Below are 23,347 nucleotides of genomic sequence, written 5' to 3'. Positions count from 1 at the left end.
GAGGAAAATGTTATGGCTGATAGCTCAGCAAGAAAAATTGAATATGAACCAAGTAGTAGAAATGGTTCGCAAAGACGACAACGAATTATCCTTGATCCGCGTAAAGTTCCTTATAGTGGCATAGAAAAAGCTTTGATGATTATTGGAAGCGTCATTACGTTGGGCATGATGATCTTTCTAGTTTCTTCTAGTATTTCTGCAACTTCGGCTCAACATGATTTGACTAGAACTCAACAAACAGTTGCTAAGGAACAGAATAAGATTACCGATTTACGTCAAGAGATTGGGGAGTTGACCTCTACTTCACGTTTAAATAAAATTGCACGTGAAAAAGGATTAACTCTAATTAACAAAAATATTAGGACGATTCGTTAATGAAAAAAAACAGTAATTTAAAATTACAAAAATCCAAAGCCCACGGCTACCGCTTTACGGTGGGGAGATTTCTCCAAATGGCCGTGGCTTTGGTTTTTCTTGTATTTACGGCTAGATTTTTATATATCGGAATATCCAAGACAGTTAATGGTCAAAATTTATCACAGCGTACCAAGCAGCTTTATAAGCGCAATCAGGTAATTAAGGCCACGCGAGGGACTATCTATGATCGAAATGGATTAACAATTGCGGAAGATTCGCATTTGTATACGGTTTATGCGATTTTAGATAAGACTTCGATCAACTATAAGAATAAACCTGAGTATGTAGTGAATAAAACCAAGACAGCTGAAAAGCTGGCACAGGTTTTACCATTGCCTGCGGAAAAAATTTACCAATATTTAACCCCAAAAAAGAAGGTCTTTCAGGTACAATTTGGGACAGGTGGTAGTGGACTGACATTGCGGCAAAAGAAAAAGATTGAAGCAATGAAATTACCAGGAATTAAGTTCTTGGAAACACCATCTAGATTGTATCCCAATGGTGTTTTTGCATCACATACTGTTGGATTGGCTCAACCAATTTGGAATAAAAAGACTAATGCACAAAACTTAGTCGGAACTATGGGAATTGAAGCCTATTTCAATAAGACTTTGACTGGGACAGATGGTTACCGGATTTCTTCGGTAGATGCATCTGAATATCAGCTTCCAAATAGTAATCAGGTTTATAAGCCTGCTAAAAATGGAAACAACTTGTATTTAACACTAGATTCTCAGTTGCAGAGTTTGCTTGAGACTCGCTTAAGTGAAGTACAGAAAACTTACCGACCAACATCAATTACTGCTACAGTTGAAGACATGAAGACTGGGAAAATTTTGGCAGCTTCTCAACGCCCTACTTTTAATCCTCAAACTATGAAGGGATTAACTAAGTCGTATCGGGATATCTTGGTGCAAGATACTTATGAACCAGGATCAGTTTTCAAGATTTTGTCATTCGCTGCAGTAGTCAACAGTGGCAATTACAACCCTAATGAGTATTACCGGTCTGGTTCTGTTAATATTGCTGGTTCGACTATCCATGACTGGCTGACTTCAGGTTGGGGCACAATTCCATTTTCTCAAGCTTTTGAACGTTCAAGTAACACTGGTTTTGTTAAGTTAGAACAAAAGATGGGTGCTAAGACTTGGAAGAAGTACTTGAGGAAGTTCAGAATTGGTGAAAAGACGGGAGTCAGTCTTCCAGGTGAGCAGCCGGGGATGATTTCGTTTAAAACACCAGTTGACCAAGCAATTACTGCTTTTGGTCAAGGCGTTACTGTGAATGTAATGCAAATGATGCAAGCTTATAGTTCTTTGGCTAATAATGGTCAAATGGTAAAGCCACAGTTGGTTAATAAAATTACTGACTCTGATGGCAATACAATTCAAGGCTATCAGATTAAAAAAGTTGGTACTCCAGTATATAGTGCTAAAACCAGAAAAGTAATTGTGGCTAACATGAGAAAGGTACTTAATAAGCAATCAGGAACTGGTTCTGCTTATAAGATGGGAAACGCCGATATTGCTGTTAAGACGGGGACTGCGCAGATTGCTAACCCTAAAGGTGGAGGTTATCTAAAGGGTGATAGTAATTATATTTTCTCTGTTGTTGGTATTTATCCAGCAAGTAAACCACGTTACTGTATTTATTTGACAATTAAGCAACCACACTTAATTGGAGGCGGAGCTGAAAAGATTTTGGCTTCAATTTTCAAACCGATGATGCAGAGAATCATTTCGATTGCTAAAAATGATGATGTATCAACTACTGTAAAAGTACCAAACTTAAAAACTAAAACCGTTGCACAAGCTGAAAGTCAAACTAAGCAATTAGGACTTAATTTGGTTAAAATTGGTAGCGGTGATCGGATTAGCAATCAAGGAGTTAAGAGTGGCGAAAAGTTAGAGTCTGGGTCTAAGATTTTTGTCAATACTTCAGGAAAAATCATTTGTCCTGATATGACGGGATGGACTTATAGTGATTTACACCAATTTGCTAGTTTGACAGATATTAAGTTAAGCATAAAAGGTACCGGCACTGTTGCGAGTCAAAGCGTGGCTAAAGGAACAGAATTAAAAGCTGGAAGAAAATTAAACATTAAGTTAAAGGAGTAACTCAGAATGAATATGATGTTGGCAAGTTGTATTGCCCTAGTTAGTTCACTGGTTTTGACAGTGATCTTTATTCCATTGTTGATTAAATTTATGCGGTCACATCACGAAGGACAAGAAATTCGTGATGAAGGTCCTAAATGGCATCAAAAAAAGTCTGGCACACCTACAATGGGTGGGACCGTTTTTGTAATTGCAGCAGTTATTTCTGTTATTTGGGTAGCTGCTATGCAGCACAGCTTGAATAAAGTTGTTTGGATTTTGGTAATCAGTCTCTTAGGCTACGGTATTATCGGTTTCCTTGATGATGGTATTAAGCTTTACTTCAAACGTAATTTAGGCTTGCGTGCATGGCAAAAATTAGCATTACAGATTATAATTGCAATTTTAATTGTCTTGATTGCTACAAGTGATCATTTTCAATTTGGGTTATATATTCCTTTTGCTGGGGTTGTCCATAGCTTAGTTTTATTTGTGGCATTTATTATTTTTTGGCTGGTTGGTTTTTCAAATGCTGTTAACTTGTCCGATGGTCTTGATGGTTTAGCAACAGGTTTATCAGTTGTAGCATATGGTACATATGCCTATATCGCATTCAAACAAAAGAATTTTGCTGTTTTGGCCTTTTGTATGAGTGTAATTGGTGGTTTAATTGCCTTCTTTATTTTTAACCATAAGCCGGCTAAAATTTTCATGGGTGATGCTGGTTCACTTGCTTTAGGTGGCGGTTTAGCAACAATCAGTATTATGCTTAACCGTCCCTGGTCATTATTGTTAGTTGGGATTGTTTTTGTTTGTGAAACTGCTAGTGTAATTTTACAAGTAATTTCTTTCCAAACTACGGGTAAGCGTATTTTTAAGATGACACCTATCCATCACCACTTTGAAATGTTGGGTTGGTCAGAATGGAAAGTAGATATTGTCTTCTGGTTAGTTGGATTAATTGGCAGTATTTTGTATTTAGTAATTTGGGGATAATCATAAAATGAAGGATATTAAAACTTATAATAATAAAAACATTTTGGTTCTAGGCTTGGGTAAAAGTGGTTTTGCTGTTAGCGAACTCCTTTTGCAATTAGGAGCAAATTTAACTTTAAATGATAAAGCTGATTTGGAGAAAAATGCTAAGGCACAAGAATTGAAAAGTCGCGGCGTACGCGTAATTGGCGGTCATCATCCAGTTGATTTGCTTGAAAAAGAACATTTTGATTATTTAGTTAAAAATCCAGGTATTCCCTATGAAAATCCGATGGTTCAAAAAGCTGAGGAGTTGAATATCCCGATTATTACTGAACCAGAAGTTGCCTTAAGTTGTAGTGATGCTCCCTATGTTTGTGTGACTGGTTCAAATGGAAAAACTACTACGGTAATGCTGACACAAAGAATTTTGGACCATCATTTGCAAAAATCTGGTCATCATGCTTATGCAGTTGGTAATATTGGCGTACCGATTTCTGAAGTTGTACCTAAGGCAACTAAGGATGATATTTTAGTAGTTGAAATTTCTAGTTTCCAGCTTTTGGGTGTAACTGATATTGATCCTAAAGTTGCAGCGATTGTTGATATTTACAACAACGTCCACTTAGATTATCACAAGACTTTTGAAAATTATGTCAATGCAAAGTTGAATGTAACTAGAACGCAAAACAGTAATGATTACTTTATTGCTAATTATGATCAAAAAGATATTTTGGCTAAGGAAAAAGAAGTTTCACTAGCTAAAATGCAAACTTTTTCTGAGACAGATCATAATGCTGATTATTTCATTGGCGATGAATATCTTGAAAGTCAAAACGAAAAGATTATGAAGATTTCTGATATTAAATTACCAGGTATTCATAATTTGCAAAATAGTTTAGTCGCTATTGCAATTTCTAAAATTATGGGCGCTGATAATGATGATATCGCCGCAGTATTGAGCACCTTTACTGGCGCTAAGCATCGTTTGCAATATGTAACAACACTTGATGGCTGCAAGGTTTATAATGATTCTAAGTCAACTAATATTGAAGCAGCAACTGTAGCTATTCCATCATTTAAGCAACCGGAAGTATTGATTGCTGGTGGGTTAGACCGTGGCTTCACTTTTGATGATTTGGTACCATTATTTAAAAAACATGTTAAGTCAATTGTTCTTTATGGTGAAACTAGATATTTGTTAGCTGACGCAGCTAGAAAAGCAGGAATTAAGGACATTGTAATTGTTAATACACTACAAGAGGCCGTTCCTCGTGCTTGGGAATTAGTTGAACCAGGCGATGTACTATTGTTCTCACCAGCATGTGCTTCTTGGGATCAATTTAGAACATTTGAAGAACGTGGCGATTACTTTGTTAGATTTGTTGAGGAATTAAAGACTAAATAAAATGAGAGTTATTTTTACAGGTGGCGGTACAGGCGGTCACATTTACCCAATTATGGCAATTATTGAACGTTTGAAAGAACGCGGTATTAGTAAAAACGATGAAATCTTATTTGTAGGTACACAAAAAGGATTGGAATCAAAAATTGTTCCAGCAGCCGGTGTTAACTTTAAAACAATTAAGATTCAAGGCTTTAACCGTAAACATCCGTTAAAAAACTTTGAGACTATCAAGCTATTTTTACAAGCTACTAAAAGCGCACGCCAAATTTTACGGGACTTTAAACCAGATGTCGTTTTAGGTACAGGTGGTTACGTTAGCGGTGCTATGGTTTATGAAGCAGCTAAAATGCATATTCCAACAATGATTCATGAATCTAATTCAGTGGTTGGATTAGCTAATAAATTTTTGGGTCATTATGTGGATAAAATTTGTTATACATTTGATGATGCTGCAAAGGAATTCTCAGAAAAGAAGAAACTAGTTAAGACAGGTAATCCACGGTCACAACAAGTTTTAAGCTTGCACGAAGAAAAAATTGATCTTGAAAAAACATGGGGATTAAATCCAAAAATGCCAACTGTTTTAGTATTTGGTGGGTCCCGTGGAGCATTAGCAATTAACAGAATTATGCTTAAGTCATTAATGACGCTAAAGCAAAAGCCATATCAAATTATTTGGGCAACAGGTACTTTTTATTTTGATAAGGTACAAGAAAAAATTAAGAATGTTGATATTGGTAATAATATTAAAGTTTTGCCATACATTAAAAACATGCCAGGTCTATTGCCAGAAATGACTTGTGTTGTTTCAAGATCTGGTGCAACAAGTATTGCAGAATTTACTGCATTAGGTGTACCCGTTATTTTGATTCCTAGTCCTAACGTAACTCATAATCACCAAATGAAAAATGCACTCGATCTTGAAAAAGCAGGTGCAGCCTTAGTTATTCCAGAAGATGACTTGAATCCAAATAATTTTGTTTCTTCAATTGATCATATTTTACTTGATGAAAAGTATGCTACAGAAATGAGTAAGGCTTCTAAAGCACTGGGTGTTCCTGATGCATCTGATCAAGTAATTAAAGTAATGGAAGAGATTTCACGCTAAGAAAAGTAGGTGAGGCAGATGGCAAAAAAGCCAGTAACTAAGATTGATCCAAGAAAAGAGTTGTCTCCGTACTTGAATCATGAATTTAACCAACAAAGGAATAGTCGAAAATCGCAGACCAAGATTTCTGCCTCACTCTCAAATTTACAGGCAGAAAGACGACGATCATTACGACGTAGGCTAGGTCTGATAATGACGGTTTCAGTTTTGGCGATAGCTGGTTTAGGATACTATATTTCACCTTTAGCGAATATCAGTACTGTTAAAATAATTGGTGCAGAGCATTTACCTGCTAAAGAAATTGTTAAGGTATCCAAGATCAAGGCTAGCGATAAAGTTTTTGATTACTTGTTTCAACAAAAAGATTTGAGTCAAAGATTATCCCAAAAATATCCAGAAATTCAAAGTGCACAAGTTCATTTAGGTCATATTAATCAATTGATTTTACAAATTAATGAACGTAAAACCGTGGGCTACTTAAAAGATGGTGATTCTTACCGAAAGATTTTGGATAATGGAAAAATAGGTACGAGAGCTCTACCTTGGACAAAAGTGAACCAAGATAAACCTATTTTTGTTGGCTATAATAAATCAGATGAATTAAAAAATGATTTAAAGTTATTTAACAGTTTACCTAATTCATTTAAAAATCAGGTAAAATTATTAAGTGGGAATACCAGACGAAATTCACAAATTATTTTAGTAATGAAGGACGGTAATGTAGTGATTGGCAATACTGCTACTTTGAATAGCAAACTAAAATATTATGATTCTATTAGAATTAAAGCTGGTAAACATAGCCTTATTGATTTAGAAATAGGTGCATTTAGTAGACCATTAACTTCTAGTGAAAAGAAAGCTTATGGCATATCGTAGCTGTTTTGCAAGTTTATTTATGTTAGAATTTTTTCAAGGCAAATATTAATGGGGGCTTAATTTTGGAGAATTCAAATCTTTTAGTGGGTTTAGATATAGGAACCACAAGTGTAAAAGCCGTTGTTGCAGATTCTGGTAAGGTTATCGGTGCAGTTACAACGCCAAATTCAGGAATGCGACACGGTCAAATAGTAGATATTGATCAAACTGCTAGTGCAATTAGTCGTGCATTAAAAGGTGTAGCAGAAAAAACAAACGCCAAGATTTATAGTGTAGTTACAGGAATTCCGGTAGGGATGTTACAACTGGAAACTGCAACTGGTTTTGCTAATGTTGGTGAACAAGGGCAAGAAGTAAATAATGATGATGTAAAAAGAACGATTAGATCTGCGATTCATTCAGCAGCTAAGGATGATCGTGAAGCAATTACATTTTTGCCGAGTCGCTTTTTGATTGATGGTAAAACTGAAGTTGATGATCCAAGAAAAATGATTGCACGTTCCTTGGGTGTTAGTGGAATTTTATTAACTGCACCTACTAGTCCTTTGCACAATATCAAGAAGGCTATTGAAAGAGCCGGTTATCATAATAATTTCTTTGTGCCAACGCCTTTAGCAATTTCAAGTGTAGCATTGAATGAAAGTGAAAAAACTTTTGGTTCGGTAATTATCGATCTTGGTGGTGGCGTAAGTACGGCAACTGTTATTAAAAATGGCCAAATTAAGTATGCCAACATCGATTTAGAAGGCGGAAGCGATATTACTAATGATATCTCTGCTGTTTTAAGTATTTCGAAAAAGGACGCTGAACAAATTAAGTTGGACTATGGATTTGCGGATCCACAATTTGCCTCAAAAAACGATAAATTTGCTATTAATAGTGTTGGTGCAAATAGTCAGCAAATGGTTGACGAAGTATATCTTAGTGAAATTATTAATGCACGCTTAGAACAAATTTTGACTCGTTTAGGAAAAGGTTTAGTTAAGCATAATGCATTGAAGCAACCAGGTGGTATTGTGATTACAGGTGGTAGTAGCCTATTACAAGGAATTGATAGTCTGACTGCTAATGGGTTAAATGTTAAGGCCCGAATTTATGAACCAGATCAAATTGGTATGCGTAATCCGATTTATACAGCTGCTTATGGTATCGTCCACTATTCATATAAGATGTCTGAAGTTGACTATCTTGTTAATGGCGTAATCTATGGTTTTGGTGAACCCGCTGTGGAAGACCCCGTTTCTCAGCCAAAAAGTACCAAGATTTCTAAAAGTACGACTTCTAATAGTGAAAGTGAAGCCAAAGAAGCTTATAATAGAAGCAAAATGTCTGCCAGAACAGAATCTGCGCCAGACGATGAAAATAATACTAAGCAAGAAAAAACTAATAGCTTGAAGAGTTTCTTTAAGAAATTCTTTGATTAAAGGTGGTTAATTTAATGGATTTTACATTCGATTCAGACGACAATAAGAATGCTGTCATCAAAGTAATTGGTGTTGGTGGTGCCGGCGGCAATGCTGTTAACCGAATGATTGACGATGGCGTACAAGGTGTTTCTTTTATTGCAGCAAACACTGATGTTCAGGCTTTGAACAGCAACAAAGCTGAAAACAAGATTCAACTAGGGCCTAAGTTGACCCGTGGGTTGGGTGCTGGTTCACATCCTGAAGTAGGACAAAAAGCTGCAGAAGAGAGTGAACAAACGATTGAAGATGCACTTAAGGGTGCAGATATGATCTTTATTACTGCTGGTATGGGTGGCGGTACCGGTACTGGTGCGGCTCCTGTAGTGGCAAAAATTGCGCGTGAGACGGGCGCATTAACTGTAGGCGTAGTTACACGTCCATTCAGTTTTGAAGGCCCTAAGCGCTCTAAAAACGCTGCAGAAGGTATTACTCAGCTAAAGCAATATGTTGATACTTTGGTTATTATAGCTAACAATCGTTTGCTTGAAATGGTTGACAAGAAGACTCCTATGATGGATGCCTTCAAGGAAGCTGATAATGTCTTGAAGCAAGGTGTTCAAGGTATTTCTGATTTGATTACTTCAACTGACTACGTAAACTTGGACTTTGCTGATGTGAAGACTGTAATGGAAAATCAAGGTGCAGCTTTAATGGGAATTGGCCGTGCTAGCGGTGAAAATAGAACAGTTGAAGCTACTAAGCTGGCGATTTCTTCACCATTATTAGAAGTTTCTATTGATGGTGCTAAGCAAGTGTTACTTAACATTACTGGTGGACCTGACCTTACATTATTTGAGGCTCAAGATGCTTCAGAGATTGTTTCTAAGGCTGCTGGTGACGATGTAAACATTATTTTCGGTACTTCAATTAATCCTAACTTGGGCGATGAGGTGGTAGTAACTGTAATCGCTACTGGAATTGATTCTAAGGCTGAAGAAGCTGCTTCTAAGCAATTACCAGGTCGTAGCCACCAAATTAAGGCTCAACCAGTTAAAGAAAAAGAAGAAGCTCCTAAGGCTGAAGAACCTAAGCAACCAGTTGATCGACCACAAACAGTTCAGCCTGCTGCTGAAAAACAAGAACCTGAGCAGCCTAAGCAAACGATGGTTGATCCAACCAGTGTTTGGGGACTAAATGATAGCGAAGACAATCAAAGAAGAAATACCCAACCTACTGAGCCTAAGAAAGATTATGAGGGTTTTGATACTTTTAGTGATGAAGACCAGGATAGTATTTCTCAAATTGAAACTAGCGCTCAGGACGATAGTGACGATAACAGTGATATTCCATTTTTTAAACATCGTAGTGAAAACTAGTTTTGGAGGTAGTATAAATGGCTTTTGATAAATTAGGAAGATTTTTCGGAATTTCTAATGATGATGAATTAGAAAATGACGAAGAATATGCCTCACAGACTAAAAATGAAAATGAAGACTTGCCTCTGAACTCAGTTAATCGCGATAATGTGGTTTCAATTAAATCAGGCTTGAATTCGGCTAAAAGCAAGATTGTTTTATATGAACCACGGGTATATTCCGATGCTAAGGATGTTGCACAAAATTTATTAAATAATAAAGCAGTAGTGATTAATTTTAGCAGAATGGAAGACAGTTCAGCACGTCGGATTGTTGATTTCATCACGGGTACTGTATATGCATTAAATGGTGAAATCCAACGTATTGGTGATAAAATCTTTTTAGCAACTCCACCAAAGTTTGTTACTGATGGCAAAATTAGTGATTTAGTGGATAAGAAAGACAATTTAAGCTAATGGTTAATATATTAAATTTAATCTACTTGGCACTTACGTGGATTTTATGGCTTTATAGTCTGCTGATCGTGATTGATGCAATTATGAGTTGGCTACCAATGCTAAGTAATTCTGTTGTTGGTCGCTTTTTAGACAAGGTTGTAAATCCATATTTAAATTTGTTTCGAAAAGGTCCATTTGCGAGATTAGCTTATTCAACTGGAATTGATGTCTCGCCAATTATTGCTTTATTTATCTTATATTTCATTCAAAACTATGTTTTAAGATGGATATTTGATATTTTATTGAGGATGATGGTGTAATGGAACGCAGACAGGCAAGTAAGTTTTACCCACATTTTAATCAAGAGGAAAGACCAGTAATTGACTATTTTACTGGTCTTTTTAATCAGCTGATTTTTAAGCATGAGCCAATTTTGACTGATTTTTTGGATCCGGGAAAACGAGCAATTTTAAGAACAATTGTTGGTAATGATGCATTTGTTCAAGAGTATGGTGGCTATCCTAATGCAGAGAAAAAGCGAGTTTATTTAAGTGAAGAATGGCTTAATCTGCGACCGAGTGATTATCAGATTCAGCCGTATGAAATTGAATATCCGCAAAAATTTACTAAAATAAATCATAGTGTTATTTTAGGTACCTTGGCGAATTCGGGTATTGATACAAGTATTTTTGGCGATATTATTACTGATAATCAAGGAAAATGGCAGTTTTTCACTAAAAAAGAAATGACGGAATTTTTTGAAGAGCAAATTGACCGCATTGGCAGAGCAAAAGTAAAGCTGAGACCGATTAGCTTCAAAGAAGTTTTGGTTCCTGAGGATGATTCGATTGAAAAAACGGAAATAGTTGCCTCAATGCGAATTGATGCTGTATTATCGGGTATTAGCAGACAAAGCCGCGGTCAAATTCAAAAGATGATTAATAGTCAGCTGGTTAAATTAAATTGGCATGAAATAGCAGATTCTAATATAATGATTAAAGAAGACGATGTCTTGAGTTTAAGACACTTTGGTCGGATTTTGATTGAGGATGTTTCGACTACAAGAAAAGGTAAATATAAGGTGGTGCTCAGACTTTGGCAGACAAAGAAACACAATTGACCCCGATGGATATTCACAACAAGGAATTTAAACGGCGTGGTCGTAATGGATATGATCGTCTTGAAGTAGATAGCTTCTTAGATCAGATTGTTGATGATTATGGTGATACACTTGATCAAGTGGTTGACTTGAAGAATGAAGTAGTTTCTTTAAATAAAAAGTTAACTGATTTACAAGAAAAAGTAGATGATTATCAAGATCAAGTTAATGAATATAACGAAAAAAAGCGTTCTTTAAATAAATCATTAATTTCGGCACAACAAACTGCTGATGAAATTAGAGAGAAAGCAGAAGCAGAGGCTAAGCAGATTATTGCGGATGCCAAAAAGCAAGCGGAAGATAATATTAACTTCCAAAAGCATCAACAAGATACTATTTCTACGGATTATATGCGTGTAAAAGAGCAAGTTAGTGAATTTCGTAGTAATATTCAAGAAATGCTACAGACTGAAATCGATAATTTGAATGATGAAAAGTGGCAACATGCATTGGATGATTACTTCAACTTAGAGCGTTATTATCCAGATGATGGTTCGGAGCCAGTAAGTGCTGATGATGAAGACGTTGAAGATGAAGATGTTGACAATGATGATGAAAATGACGTAAACTCTTCTCAAGGCCCTGATGATTTGGAGTTGGATCAACCGGATGATTCTGACGATGCAGATAATGAAGAAAATGCTGCACCTAAACCAATGACCGGGGACAGTCCAAGTCATGAAACAATTAATGTTAAGCCTGAAATGAAATCAGATCCTTTAGGCCCAACAATTGTTTTTCCTGACGACTATAAAAAATAAGCATATTAGATTGACAGTAAAGCTTGAAGGCAATTCAGCGAGCTAGTGATGGTGGAAGACTAGCATAAGAGCCTAAGAGCTGATCAGCTGCCTAATTAATCTAAACGGTATTTGCACGTTACGCAAAGTTAAGTGGAACTTATAATAAGTTCAATTTAGGTGGTACCACGGTTAGCCTCGTCCTAATTTTAGGATGAGGCTTTCTTTTTTAGAAAGGAATTTTGTTAATGAGAATCAAAGATACTCTTAATTTAGGTAAAACTAAATTTAAGATGCGCGGTAATCTACCTGTTCGTGAAGCTGAATGGCAAAAAGAATGGGAAGATAACAAGTTATATGAACAAAGATTAAAGTTAAACGAAGGTAAGCCTCGTTTTGATTTACATGATGGTCCTCCATTTGCTAATGGTAATATTCATATGGGACATGCGTTGAACAAGATTTCTAAAGACATCATTGTTCGCTACAAGAATATGAACGGTTATTATGCACCATACGTACCAGGTTGGGATACTCATGGCTTGCCTGTTGAACAACAATTAGCTAAGCAAGGCGTTGACCGTAAGACAATGGATCGTGCTAAGTATCGCGAGCTTTGTCGACAATATGCTGAAGAACAAGTTCAAAAGCAAATGGCCGATTTTAAGCGTCTAGGCGTTATGGCAGATTGGGATAATCCATATATTACCTTGCAACATGACTTTGAAGCACAAGAAATTCGCGTCTTTGGAGAAATGTATAAAAAAGGTTATATTTATAAGGGCTTGAAGCCAGTTTACTGGTCATGGTCAAGTGAATCCACTTTAGCTGAAGCTGAAGTAGAATACCATGATATTAAATCACCTAGAATTTATGTTGCTTTTCCAATTAAAGATGGTAAAGGTATCTTAGATTCAGATGTTTCATTAGTAATTTGGACTACTACTCCTTGGACTATTCCAAGTAACGTGGGTATTACCGTTAATCCAAGATTTGACTACTCCTTAGTAGAAGTTGACGGTAAGAAGTATGTAATTGGTTCAGATCGTTTGTCAGCCGTTGCAGAAGACTTAGGCTGGAAGGACTACAAAGTACTTAAACAATTAAAAGGTACTGATTTTGATGGGATGACTTATAAGCATCCCCTTTATGGTAAGACCGGTGTAGGCCAATATGGTTTGGTAATGAATGACACCTATGTTACTGATGATGACGGTACCGGCTTAGTTCACAACGCTACTGGTTTTGGTGAAGATGACTACCGTGTTGGTCAAAAGTATGGTATCCCGGTCTTCAGTCCAATGGACGCACAAGGTCGCTTTACTAAAGATATTCCAGATCCAGATCTTGTAGGAATGTTCTATGATGATGCTAACAAGGTGGTAGCAGATAAGCTTAAAAAGGCTGGCGCTTTGCTCAAGTTAAGCTTCTTTACTCACTCATACCCACATGATTGGCGTACTAAGAAGCCCGTTGTCTTCAGAGCAACTACTCAATGGTTTGCTTCAATTTCTAAGTTTAGAGATCAAATTCTGGATCAAATTGAACAAGCTAACTTTATTCCTTCATGGGGGAAGACTCGTCTTTACAACATGATTAAAGATCGTGGCGACTGGGTAATTTCTCGTCAGCGTGCTTGGGGTGTACCATTGCCGATCTTCTATGCAGAAGACGGTACCCCAATTGTTACTCCAGAAACGATTGACCATATTGCCAAGATCTTTGAAAAAGAAGGTTCAAATGCTTGGTACACTCATACAGCTAAGGAACTGTTGCCAGAAGGCTTTACTTCAGAACATTCACCAAATGGCGAGTTTACTAAAGAAAAAGATATTCTTGATGTTTGGTTCGACTCTGGTTCATCTTGGTCAGGCGTAATGGAAAAACGTGATGGTTTACACTATCCAGCTGATCTTTATCTTGAAGGTAGTGACCAATACCGTGGTTGGTTCAATTCGAGTTTGATTACGTCTGTTGCAGTAACTGGTAAGGCACCTTATAAAGAAGTATTATCACAAGGCTTTGTGCTTGATGATAAGGGACACAAGATGTCTAAGTCACTTGGCAATGTAATTTCACCAAACGATGTAATTAAGAAGATGGGTGCTGAAATTATTCGTCTTTGGGTAGCTCAAGCTGATACTACTTCTGATGTTGCAGTCTCAATGGGAATTTTGCAGCAGTCTGCAGAAAGTTACCGTAAGATCAGAAATACCTTCCGTTACATGTTGGCCAACACTAGTGAGTTTGATCCAAAAGAAAATCGCGTTGCTTATGCTGATCTTCGTTCAGTTGATCAATACATGGAAGTGAAATTAAATGACTTAGTTAAAGACTGTCTTGCTGCTTACGACAAGTTTGATTTTACTACTGTCTTCAAGAAGGTCTTCAACTTTGTTTCTAATGATCTTTCTGCATTTTATCTTGATTTTGCTAAGGATGTACTTTACATTGATGGTGAAAACAGCCATGATCGTCGCTCAATGCAAACTGTTATTTACGATGCTGCTGTTAAATTGGCTAAGATCTTAACACCAATTTTGCCACACACTATGGAAGAAATCTGGGGCTTTTTGAAAGAACCTGAAGATTACGTTCAACTTGCTAATATGCCAAAGGTTGAAGAATTTGCTAACCATGATGAACTTTTGGAAAACTGGGGCAAATTTATGAAGCTTCGTGATGATGTCTTGAAGGCTTTAGAGGACGCAAGAAACAAGAAGCTAATTGGTAAGTCATTTGAAGCAGCAGTAACTATTTACCCAGATAAAGAAACTAAGACAATGTTGGATGATTTGGGTGCTGACTTTAGACAAATTTTAATTGTATCTAAGTTAACTATTGCTGACGGCGAAGCTCCAGCAGAAGCGGAGAAGCTTAATAATGCAAGTATCGTAGTGGAACGTGCTGATGGCGAAGTTTGTCCGCGGTGCCGAATGATTAGAACTGATATTGGTGTAGATCCAAAATTACCAATGCTTTGTGGTCGTTGTGCTAAAATCGTTGAAGCAGATTACCCAGAAGCTGTTCAAGAAGGATTTGAAAACTAATGCGGTTAGGTACTGTAAAACAATTTGATGAAGGCAGTAGCTATGGCTTTATTGAAGATGATCGTAATCATAAGTCATATTTTGTCTTCTATAAAGCAATTAAAGAGGAAGGCTATAAAACTTTGCAAGTAGGTCAAAGAGTTAAATATCAGTTAGCTCAAGGTAAAAATGGTCTGCAATGTGTAAATGTTTATTTAGCCTAAAAAGGAGCTGGGATTTTGGATTTAAAGGAAACAGAAATCTCGTCACAGCAGATTTTTCAAGGACGTATTTTGGATCTGGCTGTTCGTACAATTAAGCTTCCTAATGGTGAAACTGCAACTAGAGAAGTTATTAAGCATAAGCCTGCATCGGCTGTTATTGCAATTAATGATGAACAAAAGATGTTGTTAGTAAAGCAATGGCGGGAACCAATTAAGCAGATTACTTTGGAAATTCCAGCTGGTTTGGTTGATTCCACTGATGCAAGTCCGCTTGATGCAATGAAGCGTGAGCTGAATGAAGAAGGTGGCTATCGCGCAGATTACTGGGAAAAGGTCAGTGAATTCTATTCTTCTCCTGGTTTTTGTGATGAAAAGATGTATCTTTTCTATTGTGATACCTTAACTAAATTGACTGATAAGCGGGCACTGGATGCAGATGAATTTTTAACTTCTAGTTGGTATAGTTTAGATGAATTAAAAACTTTATTGGCTGAAGGAAAAATTGTTGATGCAAAGACAATTTATGCAATTACTGTTTGGGAGAATATGATGTTGCGTAATGCTCAGACCGATAATAAGGATTAGTTATGGTAGAAAAACGCTCTGATTATCGTAAAAGGCAGAAAAAAAGCCTACTTAGTAAGCTAAAATCTTCCTTTTCTGATAATGATTCAGAAGAAGTAGATGTAAATCCTGACTTTAAGCGGGATAGCTCTGAAGAGGAACCTAGAAGACGCCCTCTGGCTGGGGATGGACAAGAATTTTATCAGCATAATCAATCGAGTGATAAGGAAACGATTCGCCAAGAGAAGTCTTTAAGACTGAAAAAAAGATTGAATCGTGCTATCCTGATAGTGATTGTTTTAATTATATTGGTGCTATTAGCACTATTTCATTTATAGTGGAACTGAGGAAATAAATTGAAGATTGCGATTATCGTCCCAATGGCGGAAGAAGCTGAATTTTATCGTGATCATTTCCATGCAGAAACAAAAGAAATGTTCGGATCAACAGAATTCGAACATTTTTCTGTTAATGGCAATGATGTATATTTAGGTTTAAGTGGTATCGGTAAAGTGAATGCCGCTATGAATCTGACTAGTTTACTAACTAAAGAAAAAATTGATGTAATTTTTATGACCGGTTCTGCTGGATCATTACAAGATGATGTTCATCGTAAAGATGTGATTTTAGTAAATGATTTTGCCTATCACGATGCTCACTGTGTTAGTGCCGGTGAATATGTAGAAGGTCAGATTCCAAGAGAGCCTGCTACCTTTAAGTTGAATTCGCCTGAAAGGGAAGCATTTAAGAAATATTTAGGTGAAGAAGACGTAGATTTTAAGGAAGGGCTTGTTGTTACTGGAGATACTTTTGTTCAATCAAAAGAACAAAAAGAGTTAATCAAGAAAAACTTTCCAGAAGCTTTAGGAGTAGAAATGGAAGGAGCTGCTTTTGCACAAGTTGCTCGTCATTTTAAAACTCCGTTGGTTGCTATGCGTGCAATTTCCGATAATGGGGATGCTAATGCAGACAATGATTTTGACAAGTTTGTCAAGGAAGTCGGCGCTAAGGCAGCTAAGTTAATTAGTGATTATGTAGAAAAGATGAATTAAACGTGCGTGAAATTTATTTAGATAATGCGGCAACGACACCAATGTCACCCAAGGTAATTGATATTATTACCGATGAAATGAAAAATGATTTTGGTAATGCCTCTAGTACCTATGAATTAGGTCGTAGGGCCAGAAATGTAATTGATCGAGCTCGTCACCAGATTGCTCAAGATATTAATGCTCAAGATGGAGAGATTATTTTTACTTCAGGTGGTTCAGAAAGCAATAATACAGCGATTCTTGGAACTGCCTATGCTCGTAAAAATATTGGTAAAAAGATTATTACTACGCCGATCGAACATCCCTCGGTTCTTAATCCAATGAAACGTTTGGAAAATGAGGGCTACAACATTGTCTATTTGAATGTCGATGAAAACGGGCAAATTTCTTTAGAACAGTTAAAAAAGGAATTAACGCCAGACACTATTTTAGTATCGATTATGGCCGTTAACAATGAAGTTGGTACCATTATGCCGCTCAAAGAAATCGGGGCAATGGTAAAGGACTCCAATGCATATTTTCATGTTGACAATGTTCAGGGAATGGGCACAATTAAAATTGATGTTAAGGACATGAACATTGATTTTCTGTCTGTTTCTGCACATAAAATTAATGGACCTAAGTTTTTAGGCTTTTTATATGAAAATGCGGATATCGATATTCCAAATTTGATTTTAGGCGGTGAGCAGGAAACCAAACGTCGAGCTGGAACAGAGAACGTACCAGGAATTGCCGGCTTTGGCGAAGCTGTTCGTGAAGTATCCGAGATTGGTCGTGATGCTTTGCAAAAGAAATATGCTCATTATCAAGACATTATTTTAAAGGAATTAGACGATCATCAAATTAATTATGAAATTAATGGTGGGTATGGTCCGGGTTACTCACATCATGTGCTTAATCTGCATCTCAATGGTGTATCTACTACTTCTTTACAAACAAATCTTGATTTGAATGGATTTGCCGTGTCAGGCGGTTCAGCATGTACTGCTGGTTCTTTGGAGCCATCACATGTTTTAATTGCTTGTTTTGGAGAAAATTCACCAAGAATAAATGAGTCGATCCGAATTTCATTTGGGCGTTATAATACGGATGAAGAAATTGAGCAATTCGCTCAAGAATTAGTAAAAATTGTACAAAGAATTCAATCTAAAAATAAATAGTTGCTTTCAAAAAGAAAGTATCTTATTATAAATAAGTGAGGAAAATTATGGCAAATACAGTTGTGATTAATGGTGATAAACGTAAGTTTACTTTGAATCCTGAGTTGAAGCTTTATGCTTTGATTGATGCTGGCTTTGTGAAGACAGCTAAGGGTAATTTTAATTATGAACATCCCCTTTACAATGATTCACCTTATAACGCGCCTACTAAGTTAAAGATGACCATTAATAAGGACTTGTCGCATTTAACTATGGTTATTACTGATCGCAACGGTTTGCAGAAGGTTAATATTTTTAAAAATAAGCAATTAGCTCCTACTGTAGAACTTTTAGATTATATTTTAAAGGATCTTGAGGAGCGTAAGATTTTGCTTGAAGTAAAGGATTGATTGAATAATGGTTGACAATAGCAAGACTAGAGTAGTTGTAGGTATGAGTGGTGGCGTTGACTCGTCTGTTTCAGCACTTTTACTTAAACAACAAGGCTACGATGTTGTTGGTGTCTTTATGAAGAATTGGGATGATACCGATGATTCAGGCGTCTGTACAGCTACTGAAGACTATGAAGATGTAAAAAAGGTTGCCGATAAGATTGGTATTCCATATTATTCAATTAATTTTGAAAAAGAGTATTGGCACCGCGTTTTTGAATATTTCTTGGATGAATACAAGAAGGGAAGAACCCCTAATCCTGATGTAATGTGCAATAGTCAGATTAAGTTCAAGTCGTTCTTGGAGTTTGCGATGGACTTGGATGCTGACTACATTGCAATGGGGCACTATGCTAAGACTGTTAAGGATGCCAATGGTGTTACTCATATGATGCGTCCTAAGGATGGTAACAAGGACCAGACGTACTTTTTGAGCCAATTGAGTCAAGAGCAGATTAGTAAGGTTATTTTCCCTCTAGCTAACCTAACTAAGCCACAAGTTAGAGAGATTGCTTTGGCTAATGGTTTAGCTACCGCGAAGAAAAAAGATTCTACAGGTATCTGCTTTATTGGTGAGAGAAACTTTAGAAAGTTTTTAAGTGAATTCTTACCAGCTAAATCAGGTAAGATGGTCACTCCTGATGGTAAAGTAGTTGGTGAGCATGCTGGTTTAATGTACTACACCATTGGTCAAAGACAGGGCTTGGGCTTGGGCTCAACTAAGGAATCAACTGATCCATGGTTCGTGGTCGGCAAGGATCTTAAGAAGAATGAATTAATTGTAGAGCAGGGCTATGATAGTCCACTTCTATATGCTAGTCGCTTGAAGGCAAGTGATATGTCATTCTTTACTGGTAAGCCAGATCATGATTTTGAGATGCACTGTACTGCAAAGTTCCGTTATCGTCAATGTGATATCGGCGTGACTGTTAAGTATCATGCCGCAGACAATACTGCTGATGTTTACTTTGATGAGCCAGCTCGTGCAGTTACACCAGGTCAAGCACTTGTTTTATACAAGGGTGAAGAATGTTTAGGCGGCGGTAATATTGATGCTGCTTACCAAGAAGAAAAGCAATTACAATTAGTTTAAAAAATATGCAAAAAGAGCGTTCGATTTTTCGAACGCCTTTTTCTTTGTGCTAAACTATTCTTATTGATTAGACAATTAGGGGGATTTAAGCAATGCAAATTTATTTTGTTCGTCATGGCAAAACTGAGTGGAATTTAGCTAGTCGCTTCCAAGGAGGACATGGAGATTCACCACTTTTGCCACAAAGCTTAGAAGATATAAAAAAATTAGGTCATCACTTGCAAGGAACTAAATTTAGAGGAATTTTTGCCAGTCCGCTTGATCGGGCCTTTAATACCGCTCAGGGCATCGATGATGCAATGAACGCTAACTTACCCGTTGTGATCGATGAACGACTCAGAGAGTTTAATTTGGGTGATATGGAGGGAATGAAGTTTGGGGATGCAGAGAAAAAATTCCCTAAACAAATGGATAATTTTTGGCACCATCCAGATAAATATGATCCGACTGAACTTCATGGTGAGGATTATCCACATGTTATTGCTCGTGGAAAAGCATTTGCTCAAGAAATGGCACAAAGATTTCCTGACGATGATGATAAGATTCTAGCAGTTAGTCATGGTGCGGCATTATCAGCTATTATGGGTGGACTTTTAGGCTATCCATTGAAAGATATTCGCAAAAATGGCGGCCTTAGCAATACCTCTTTAACTGTCTTAGAAACACTAGATGGCGGAAAGACTTTTAAACCGGTAGTGTGGAATGAAACTAGTTATTTAGGACGTAAATTATCGAAGACGGACTCGTTATAATGGATCAAAAAATAGCGCAACTTTATGATGAAGGTAAAGTAGAACAAGCCATTCATCTTTTAATCAAAAAAATCGATCAGCATCCACAACAAGTTGCTAATTATTTGCAGCTATCGACGTATTTAATTGAGCAAGGAAGCTTGGATCAAGCACAGAAGCTATTGGAGCAGGCCCAGCATCTGGTTAAAGAGCCACAAGAATTAAATTATAATCTGGCAGTGTGTTATTACATGCAAGGCGATTTTGATAAGGCACTGGCTTTATTAGATCAGATACCTAATGATGACTTAACTCTTTATCAAAAGGCACTAACTTACTTAAAATTAGGGCAAGGCCAAAAAGCTTTAGCTTATGCTTTGACGATCAAAAAAATTGATGAGCGAATTCAGGAATTGCTAGGCGATATTTGGTTAAGTTTGGGTGAGAATCAACAGGCTCAGCAAATGTATTTGGCAATTCCTGATAATAAGAAAAATGCGAAAGTTTATTTTTTACTAGGTGTCACTACATTAGAAAAAGATCGTGACCAGGCTCAAAAATATTTTGCTCAAGCTAAGCAGATGGATGCTAAGTATTATCAGCAAGCAATGAATCAGTATGCTTCAATTATGAAGATGCTAAATGACAAGGAAAAGAAAAATTATGAATGAATTTACCGGTAAGGTTAACGGGATTGTTTTTGAAAATAGTAAAGACTTGTATAAAATTCTTGACGTTGAAATTATCGGCACTTTATCCGATTATTCTCGTCCCGATATTAAGGTGACAGGGAATTTTGGCGATATTCAAATTAATAGTAGCTATCGCTTCGAGGGTAAACTAGTAATGCATGAAAAATTTGGCTTGCAGTTTAGAGCAAATAACTATAAGCAAGTCTTGCCACATGAAGAGGGATCTTTAACTAAGTATTTGAGTTCGAATAAGTTCCCTGGAATTGGTAAAAAGGCTGCGACTACGATTATTGATGAATTAGGGCTAAATGCCTTAGATGTATTGAAGGAAAGTCCAGCTAAGATTGATAAGCTTTCTTTAACTAGAAAGCAAAAGGATAGTCTTTTGGCAGGACTAAATGCGATGGATTCTTATTCAGAAGTAATTTTAAAATTGGCTAAATACGGCATTAATAAGCGTATTGCAGGACGGGTTTACCAGCTTTATCATGGTGAAGCATTAGCAAAACTAGAGAAAGATCCTTATGCAGCAGTTAATGATATTTCGGGTTTTGCATTTAAAACCGCGGATATGATGGGAAGCCAATTAGATATTGCTAGTGATGATCCACGTAGAATTAAAGGTGCTGTTTATCAAGTATTACTCGATGCTTTAAATGGTGAGGGAGATACTTATGTAGGCTTAGCTGAGTTATTAACAGAAGCAAGTAAATTGCTTCAAATCAATCAATTCGACCCAATTGCTAGCTGTATTAATAGTTTACAAGAAGCTGGCAAAGTAATAGTTGATGGTGAGAATGCTGCTCTACAAAATATTTATCAAACAGAAGTTGATATTGCTCGCTTGATGAAAAACTTGGTAGAAAAAAAAGAAGATAAAAAAAGAGAACAATATGATGATAAAAAGGTAGAGCAAGCAATCAAGGATGCTGAAAAGGAACTTAAGATTCACTACGACGATACACAGAAGTTGGCCATCAAAAACGCAGTTAACCAACCGATTTCTATTTTGACAGGTGGACCAGGTACAGGTAAAACTACTATTATTAATGGAATTTTATTAGTATTACGCAAGCTGGCTGAGATTCCTTCCTCCGCTCTTTACAGTGAAGATCCTCCGTTTTTACTAGCAGCACCGACTGGACGTGCAGCTAAAAGAATGGGTGAAATTACCGGAATCAGTGCTAAAACAATTCACCGAATGTTGGGGTTAGGTATTGGTGATACTAACACTCAGGACTTGAATGAGTTAAATGGTGAAATCTTAATTGTTGATGAAATGTCGATGGTTGACATGTTCCTTTTTAAACAACTTTTGGCAAGTATTCATGATACGCGGCATATTGTTTTCGTTGGTGATAAGGATCAGTTACCTTCGGTTGGAGCTGGCAATGTCTTCAGTGACCTGATTAAATCGCAAGCGTTTCCAACTACTATTTTGAAGCAGATTCATAGACAGGGTGATGATTCAACGATTATTACTTTGGCGCATGATGTTAATGAGGGTAAAGATCAGCAAGCCTTGTTTAAGAAAACAAAGAATTATTCTTTTATTAGCTGTCGTCCCGAATTAGTAGGGGATGCAGTTGGACAAATTGTTAAACTTGCTTTAAAACGTGGATTTGCAAAAGATGATATTCAAGTGCTTAGCGCGATGTATCTTGGCAATGGTGGTGTAACTAACCTTAATAATGTTATTCAGGCAATTTTAAACCCATCTCAGCCTAAAAGTAAGGTATTAGAAGCACATAATGAAGTTTTCCGAATTGGCGATCGTATTCTGCAATTGCAAAATAATCCTGAAAAAGATATTTATAATGGACAAATTGGTAAGATCATTAGCATTGATGAAGATGATGCCAAGGAATGCATGATTGCAGATTTTGATGGAAGAGAAGTTGCCTTTTCTAGAAAAGATTTAAATGATCTGACCCGGGCTTATGCAATCACTATTCATAAATCACAAGGTTCAGAATTTCCATTGGTAATCTTGAATCTAACCATGCAGAATTTTGTGATGCTAAAACGAAATCTTTTGTATACTGCAATAACGCGAGCTGAGAAAAACTTAGTGTTAGTTGGTGATCCACGGGCATTTGTGGCAGCTTTTAAGACGCCGGGAAATGATCGTAAGACTGGCTTAGCAGCGAAGATTTGTCAGCAATTGGGTATTACAAAATCATTGGATAAATCTGATCAAAGCAAGCAGCACGAAAAAGCTCAAGAAATGGAGAATGAAACCGATAAAGCAGAAGTAGCAGAAGATTTTGTTCTAACCCCGGAAAAAATATATTCTGGTGAAATTGATCCAATGATTGGAATGGAAAATATCAAATTATAAGGATAAAAGCCCCTTGAATTGTTAAAACAAGG

23 protein-coding genes are annotated in these 23,347 nt (G+C 36.8%); all 23 read left to right on the top strand.

What is annotated here, in order from left to right; all coding sequences use genetic code 11:
* The first annotated feature begins 12 nt into the window (after positions 1-12).
* Complete coding sequence (gene ftsL, locus J6L97_RS06760; protein WP_023488118.1) at positions 13-375, top strand: cell division protein FtsL; 363 nt, start codon at positions 13-15, stop codon at positions 373-375.
* Positions 375-2,534: a penicillin-binding transpeptidase domain-containing protein gene (locus J6L97_RS06755; protein ID WP_057726426.1), complete on the top strand. Its 2,160-nt coding sequence runs from the start codon at positions 375-377 to the stop codon at positions 2,532-2,534. Before ftsL ends, J6L97_RS06755 begins: the two co-directional genes overlap by 1 nt.
* A 6-nt stretch (positions 2,535-2,540) precedes the next feature.
* The gene (gene mraY, locus J6L97_RS06750; protein ID WP_005718838.1) at positions 2,541-3,509 is read left to right on the top strand and encodes a phospho-N-acetylmuramoyl-pentapeptide-transferase; all 969 of its coding nucleotides are present in this window, start codon (positions 2,541-2,543) and stop codon (positions 3,507-3,509) included.
* A gap of 7 nt (positions 3,510-3,516) precedes the next feature.
* The gene (gene murD, locus J6L97_RS06745; RefSeq protein ID WP_023488120.1) at positions 3,517-4,896 is read left to right on the top strand and encodes a UDP-N-acetylmuramoyl-L-alanine--D-glutamate ligase; all 1,380 of its coding nucleotides are present in this window, start codon (positions 3,517-3,519) and stop codon (positions 4,894-4,896) included.
* A gap of 1 nt (position 4,897) precedes the next feature.
* Positions 4,898-6,004, top strand: coding sequence for an undecaprenyldiphospho-muramoylpentapeptide beta-N-acetylglucosaminyltransferase (gene murG, locus J6L97_RS06740; RefSeq protein ID WP_023488121.1), 1,107 nt, complete (start codon positions 4,898-4,900; stop codon positions 6,002-6,004).
* Positions 6,005-6,022: 18 nt separating this feature from the next.
* A complete protein-coding gene (locus J6L97_RS06735) occupies positions 6,023-6,880 on the top strand; it encodes a cell division protein FtsQ/DivIB (RefSeq protein ID WP_057726423.1) in 858 nt (285 codons plus the stop codon).
* A gap of 62 nt (positions 6,881-6,942) precedes the next feature.
* Entirely contained in the window at positions 6,943-8,304 is a 1,362-nt protein-coding gene (gene ftsA, locus J6L97_RS06730; RefSeq protein WP_013086157.1) for a cell division protein FtsA, read from the top strand.
* 14 nt (positions 8,305-8,318) lie between these two features.
* Positions 8,319-9,662 (top strand): cell division protein FtsZ, encoded by a 1,344-nt coding sequence (ftsZ, locus tag J6L97_RS06725; protein WP_057726421.1) that lies wholly within the window; start codon positions 8,319-8,321, stop codon positions 9,660-9,662.
* Between the two features lie 17 nt (positions 9,663-9,679).
* Positions 9,680-10,117 (top strand): cell division protein SepF, encoded by a 438-nt coding sequence (locus tag J6L97_RS06720; RefSeq protein ID WP_005718844.1) that lies wholly within the window; start codon positions 9,680-9,682, stop codon positions 10,115-10,117.
* Positions 10,117-10,419 (top strand): YggT family protein, encoded by a 303-nt coding sequence (locus J6L97_RS06715; RefSeq protein ID WP_005718845.1) that lies wholly within the window; start codon positions 10,117-10,119, stop codon positions 10,417-10,419. The genes J6L97_RS06720 and J6L97_RS06715 overlap by 1 nt, the downstream gene beginning before the upstream one ends.
* Positions 10,419-11,219, top strand: a complete 801-nt coding sequence (locus tag J6L97_RS06710) for a YlmH family RNA-binding protein (RefSeq protein WP_013086159.1) — start codon at positions 10,419-10,421, stop codon at positions 11,217-11,219. Before J6L97_RS06715 ends, J6L97_RS06710 begins: the two co-directional genes overlap by 1 nt.
* Positions 11,195-12,019: a DivIVA domain-containing protein gene (locus tag J6L97_RS06705; RefSeq protein WP_005718847.1), complete on the top strand. Its 825-nt coding sequence runs from the start codon at positions 11,195-11,197 to the stop codon at positions 12,017-12,019. The genes J6L97_RS06710 and J6L97_RS06705 overlap by 25 nt, the downstream gene beginning before the upstream one ends.
* Positions 12,020-12,246: 227 nt before the next feature.
* Positions 12,247-15,048 (top strand): isoleucine--tRNA ligase, encoded by a 2,802-nt coding sequence (gene ileS / locus J6L97_RS06700; RefSeq protein ID WP_057726419.1) that lies wholly within the window; start codon positions 12,247-12,249, stop codon positions 15,046-15,048.
* A complete protein-coding gene (locus tag J6L97_RS06695; protein WP_005721332.1) occupies positions 15,048-15,251 on the top strand; it encodes a cold-shock protein in 204 nt (67 codons plus the stop codon). Before ileS ends, J6L97_RS06695 begins: the two co-directional genes overlap by 1 nt.
* Before the next feature lie 15 nt (positions 15,252-15,266).
* A complete protein-coding gene (locus J6L97_RS06690; RefSeq protein ID WP_005724551.1) occupies positions 15,267-15,836 on the top strand; it encodes an NUDIX hydrolase in 570 nt (189 codons plus the stop codon).
* A gap of 2 nt (positions 15,837-15,838) precedes the next feature.
* Positions 15,839-16,153 (top strand): hypothetical protein, encoded by a 315-nt coding sequence (locus J6L97_RS06685; protein WP_057726417.1) that lies wholly within the window; start codon positions 15,839-15,841, stop codon positions 16,151-16,153.
* Between the two features lie 18 nt (positions 16,154-16,171).
* Positions 16,172-16,867 carry a 5'-methylthioadenosine/adenosylhomocysteine nucleosidase gene (locus J6L97_RS06680; protein ID WP_057726415.1) on the top strand — a complete coding sequence of 232 codons (696 nt, stop codon included), beginning with the start codon at positions 16,172-16,174 and terminating at the stop codon, positions 16,865-16,867.
* A 2-nt stretch (positions 16,868-16,869) separates the two neighbouring features.
* Entirely contained in the window at positions 16,870-18,027 is a 1,158-nt protein-coding gene (locus J6L97_RS06675; protein ID WP_005718858.1) for a cysteine desulfurase family protein, read from the top strand.
* A gap of 47 nt (positions 18,028-18,074) precedes the next feature.
* Positions 18,075-18,416 (top strand): DUF1831 domain-containing protein, encoded by a 342-nt coding sequence (locus tag J6L97_RS06670; RefSeq protein WP_013086163.1) that lies wholly within the window; start codon positions 18,075-18,077, stop codon positions 18,414-18,416.
* A gap of 7 nt (positions 18,417-18,423) precedes the next feature.
* Positions 18,424-19,551 carry a tRNA 2-thiouridine(34) synthase MnmA gene (gene mnmA / locus J6L97_RS06665; RefSeq protein ID WP_013086164.1) on the top strand — a complete coding sequence of 376 codons (1,128 nt, stop codon included), beginning with the start codon at positions 18,424-18,426 and terminating at the stop codon, positions 19,549-19,551.
* Positions 19,552-19,643: 92 nt separating this feature from the next.
* A complete protein-coding gene (locus J6L97_RS06660; protein ID WP_005718864.1) occupies positions 19,644-20,303 on the top strand; it encodes a histidine phosphatase family protein in 660 nt (219 codons plus the stop codon).
* Positions 20,303-20,953, top strand: a complete 651-nt coding sequence (locus J6L97_RS06655; protein WP_005718865.1) for a tetratricopeptide repeat protein — start codon at positions 20,303-20,305, stop codon at positions 20,951-20,953. Before J6L97_RS06660 ends, J6L97_RS06655 begins: the two co-directional genes overlap by 1 nt.
* Complete coding sequence (recD2, locus tag J6L97_RS06650) at positions 20,946-23,315, top strand: SF1B family DNA helicase RecD2 (RefSeq protein ID WP_023488129.1); 2,370 nt, start codon at positions 20,946-20,948, stop codon at positions 23,313-23,315. The genes J6L97_RS06655 and recD2 overlap by 8 nt, the downstream gene beginning before the upstream one ends.
* Positions 23,316-23,347: the final 32 nt, after the last annotated feature.

It is taken from the genome of Lactobacillus crispatus (assembly GCF_018987235.1).
Taxonomy (GTDB): Bacteria; Bacillota; Bacilli; order Lactobacillales; family Lactobacillaceae; genus Lactobacillus; species Lactobacillus crispatus.
The sequence above is the reverse complement of the archived record's forward strand: the minus strand, read 5'-3'. Positions and strand labels throughout refer to the sequence as shown.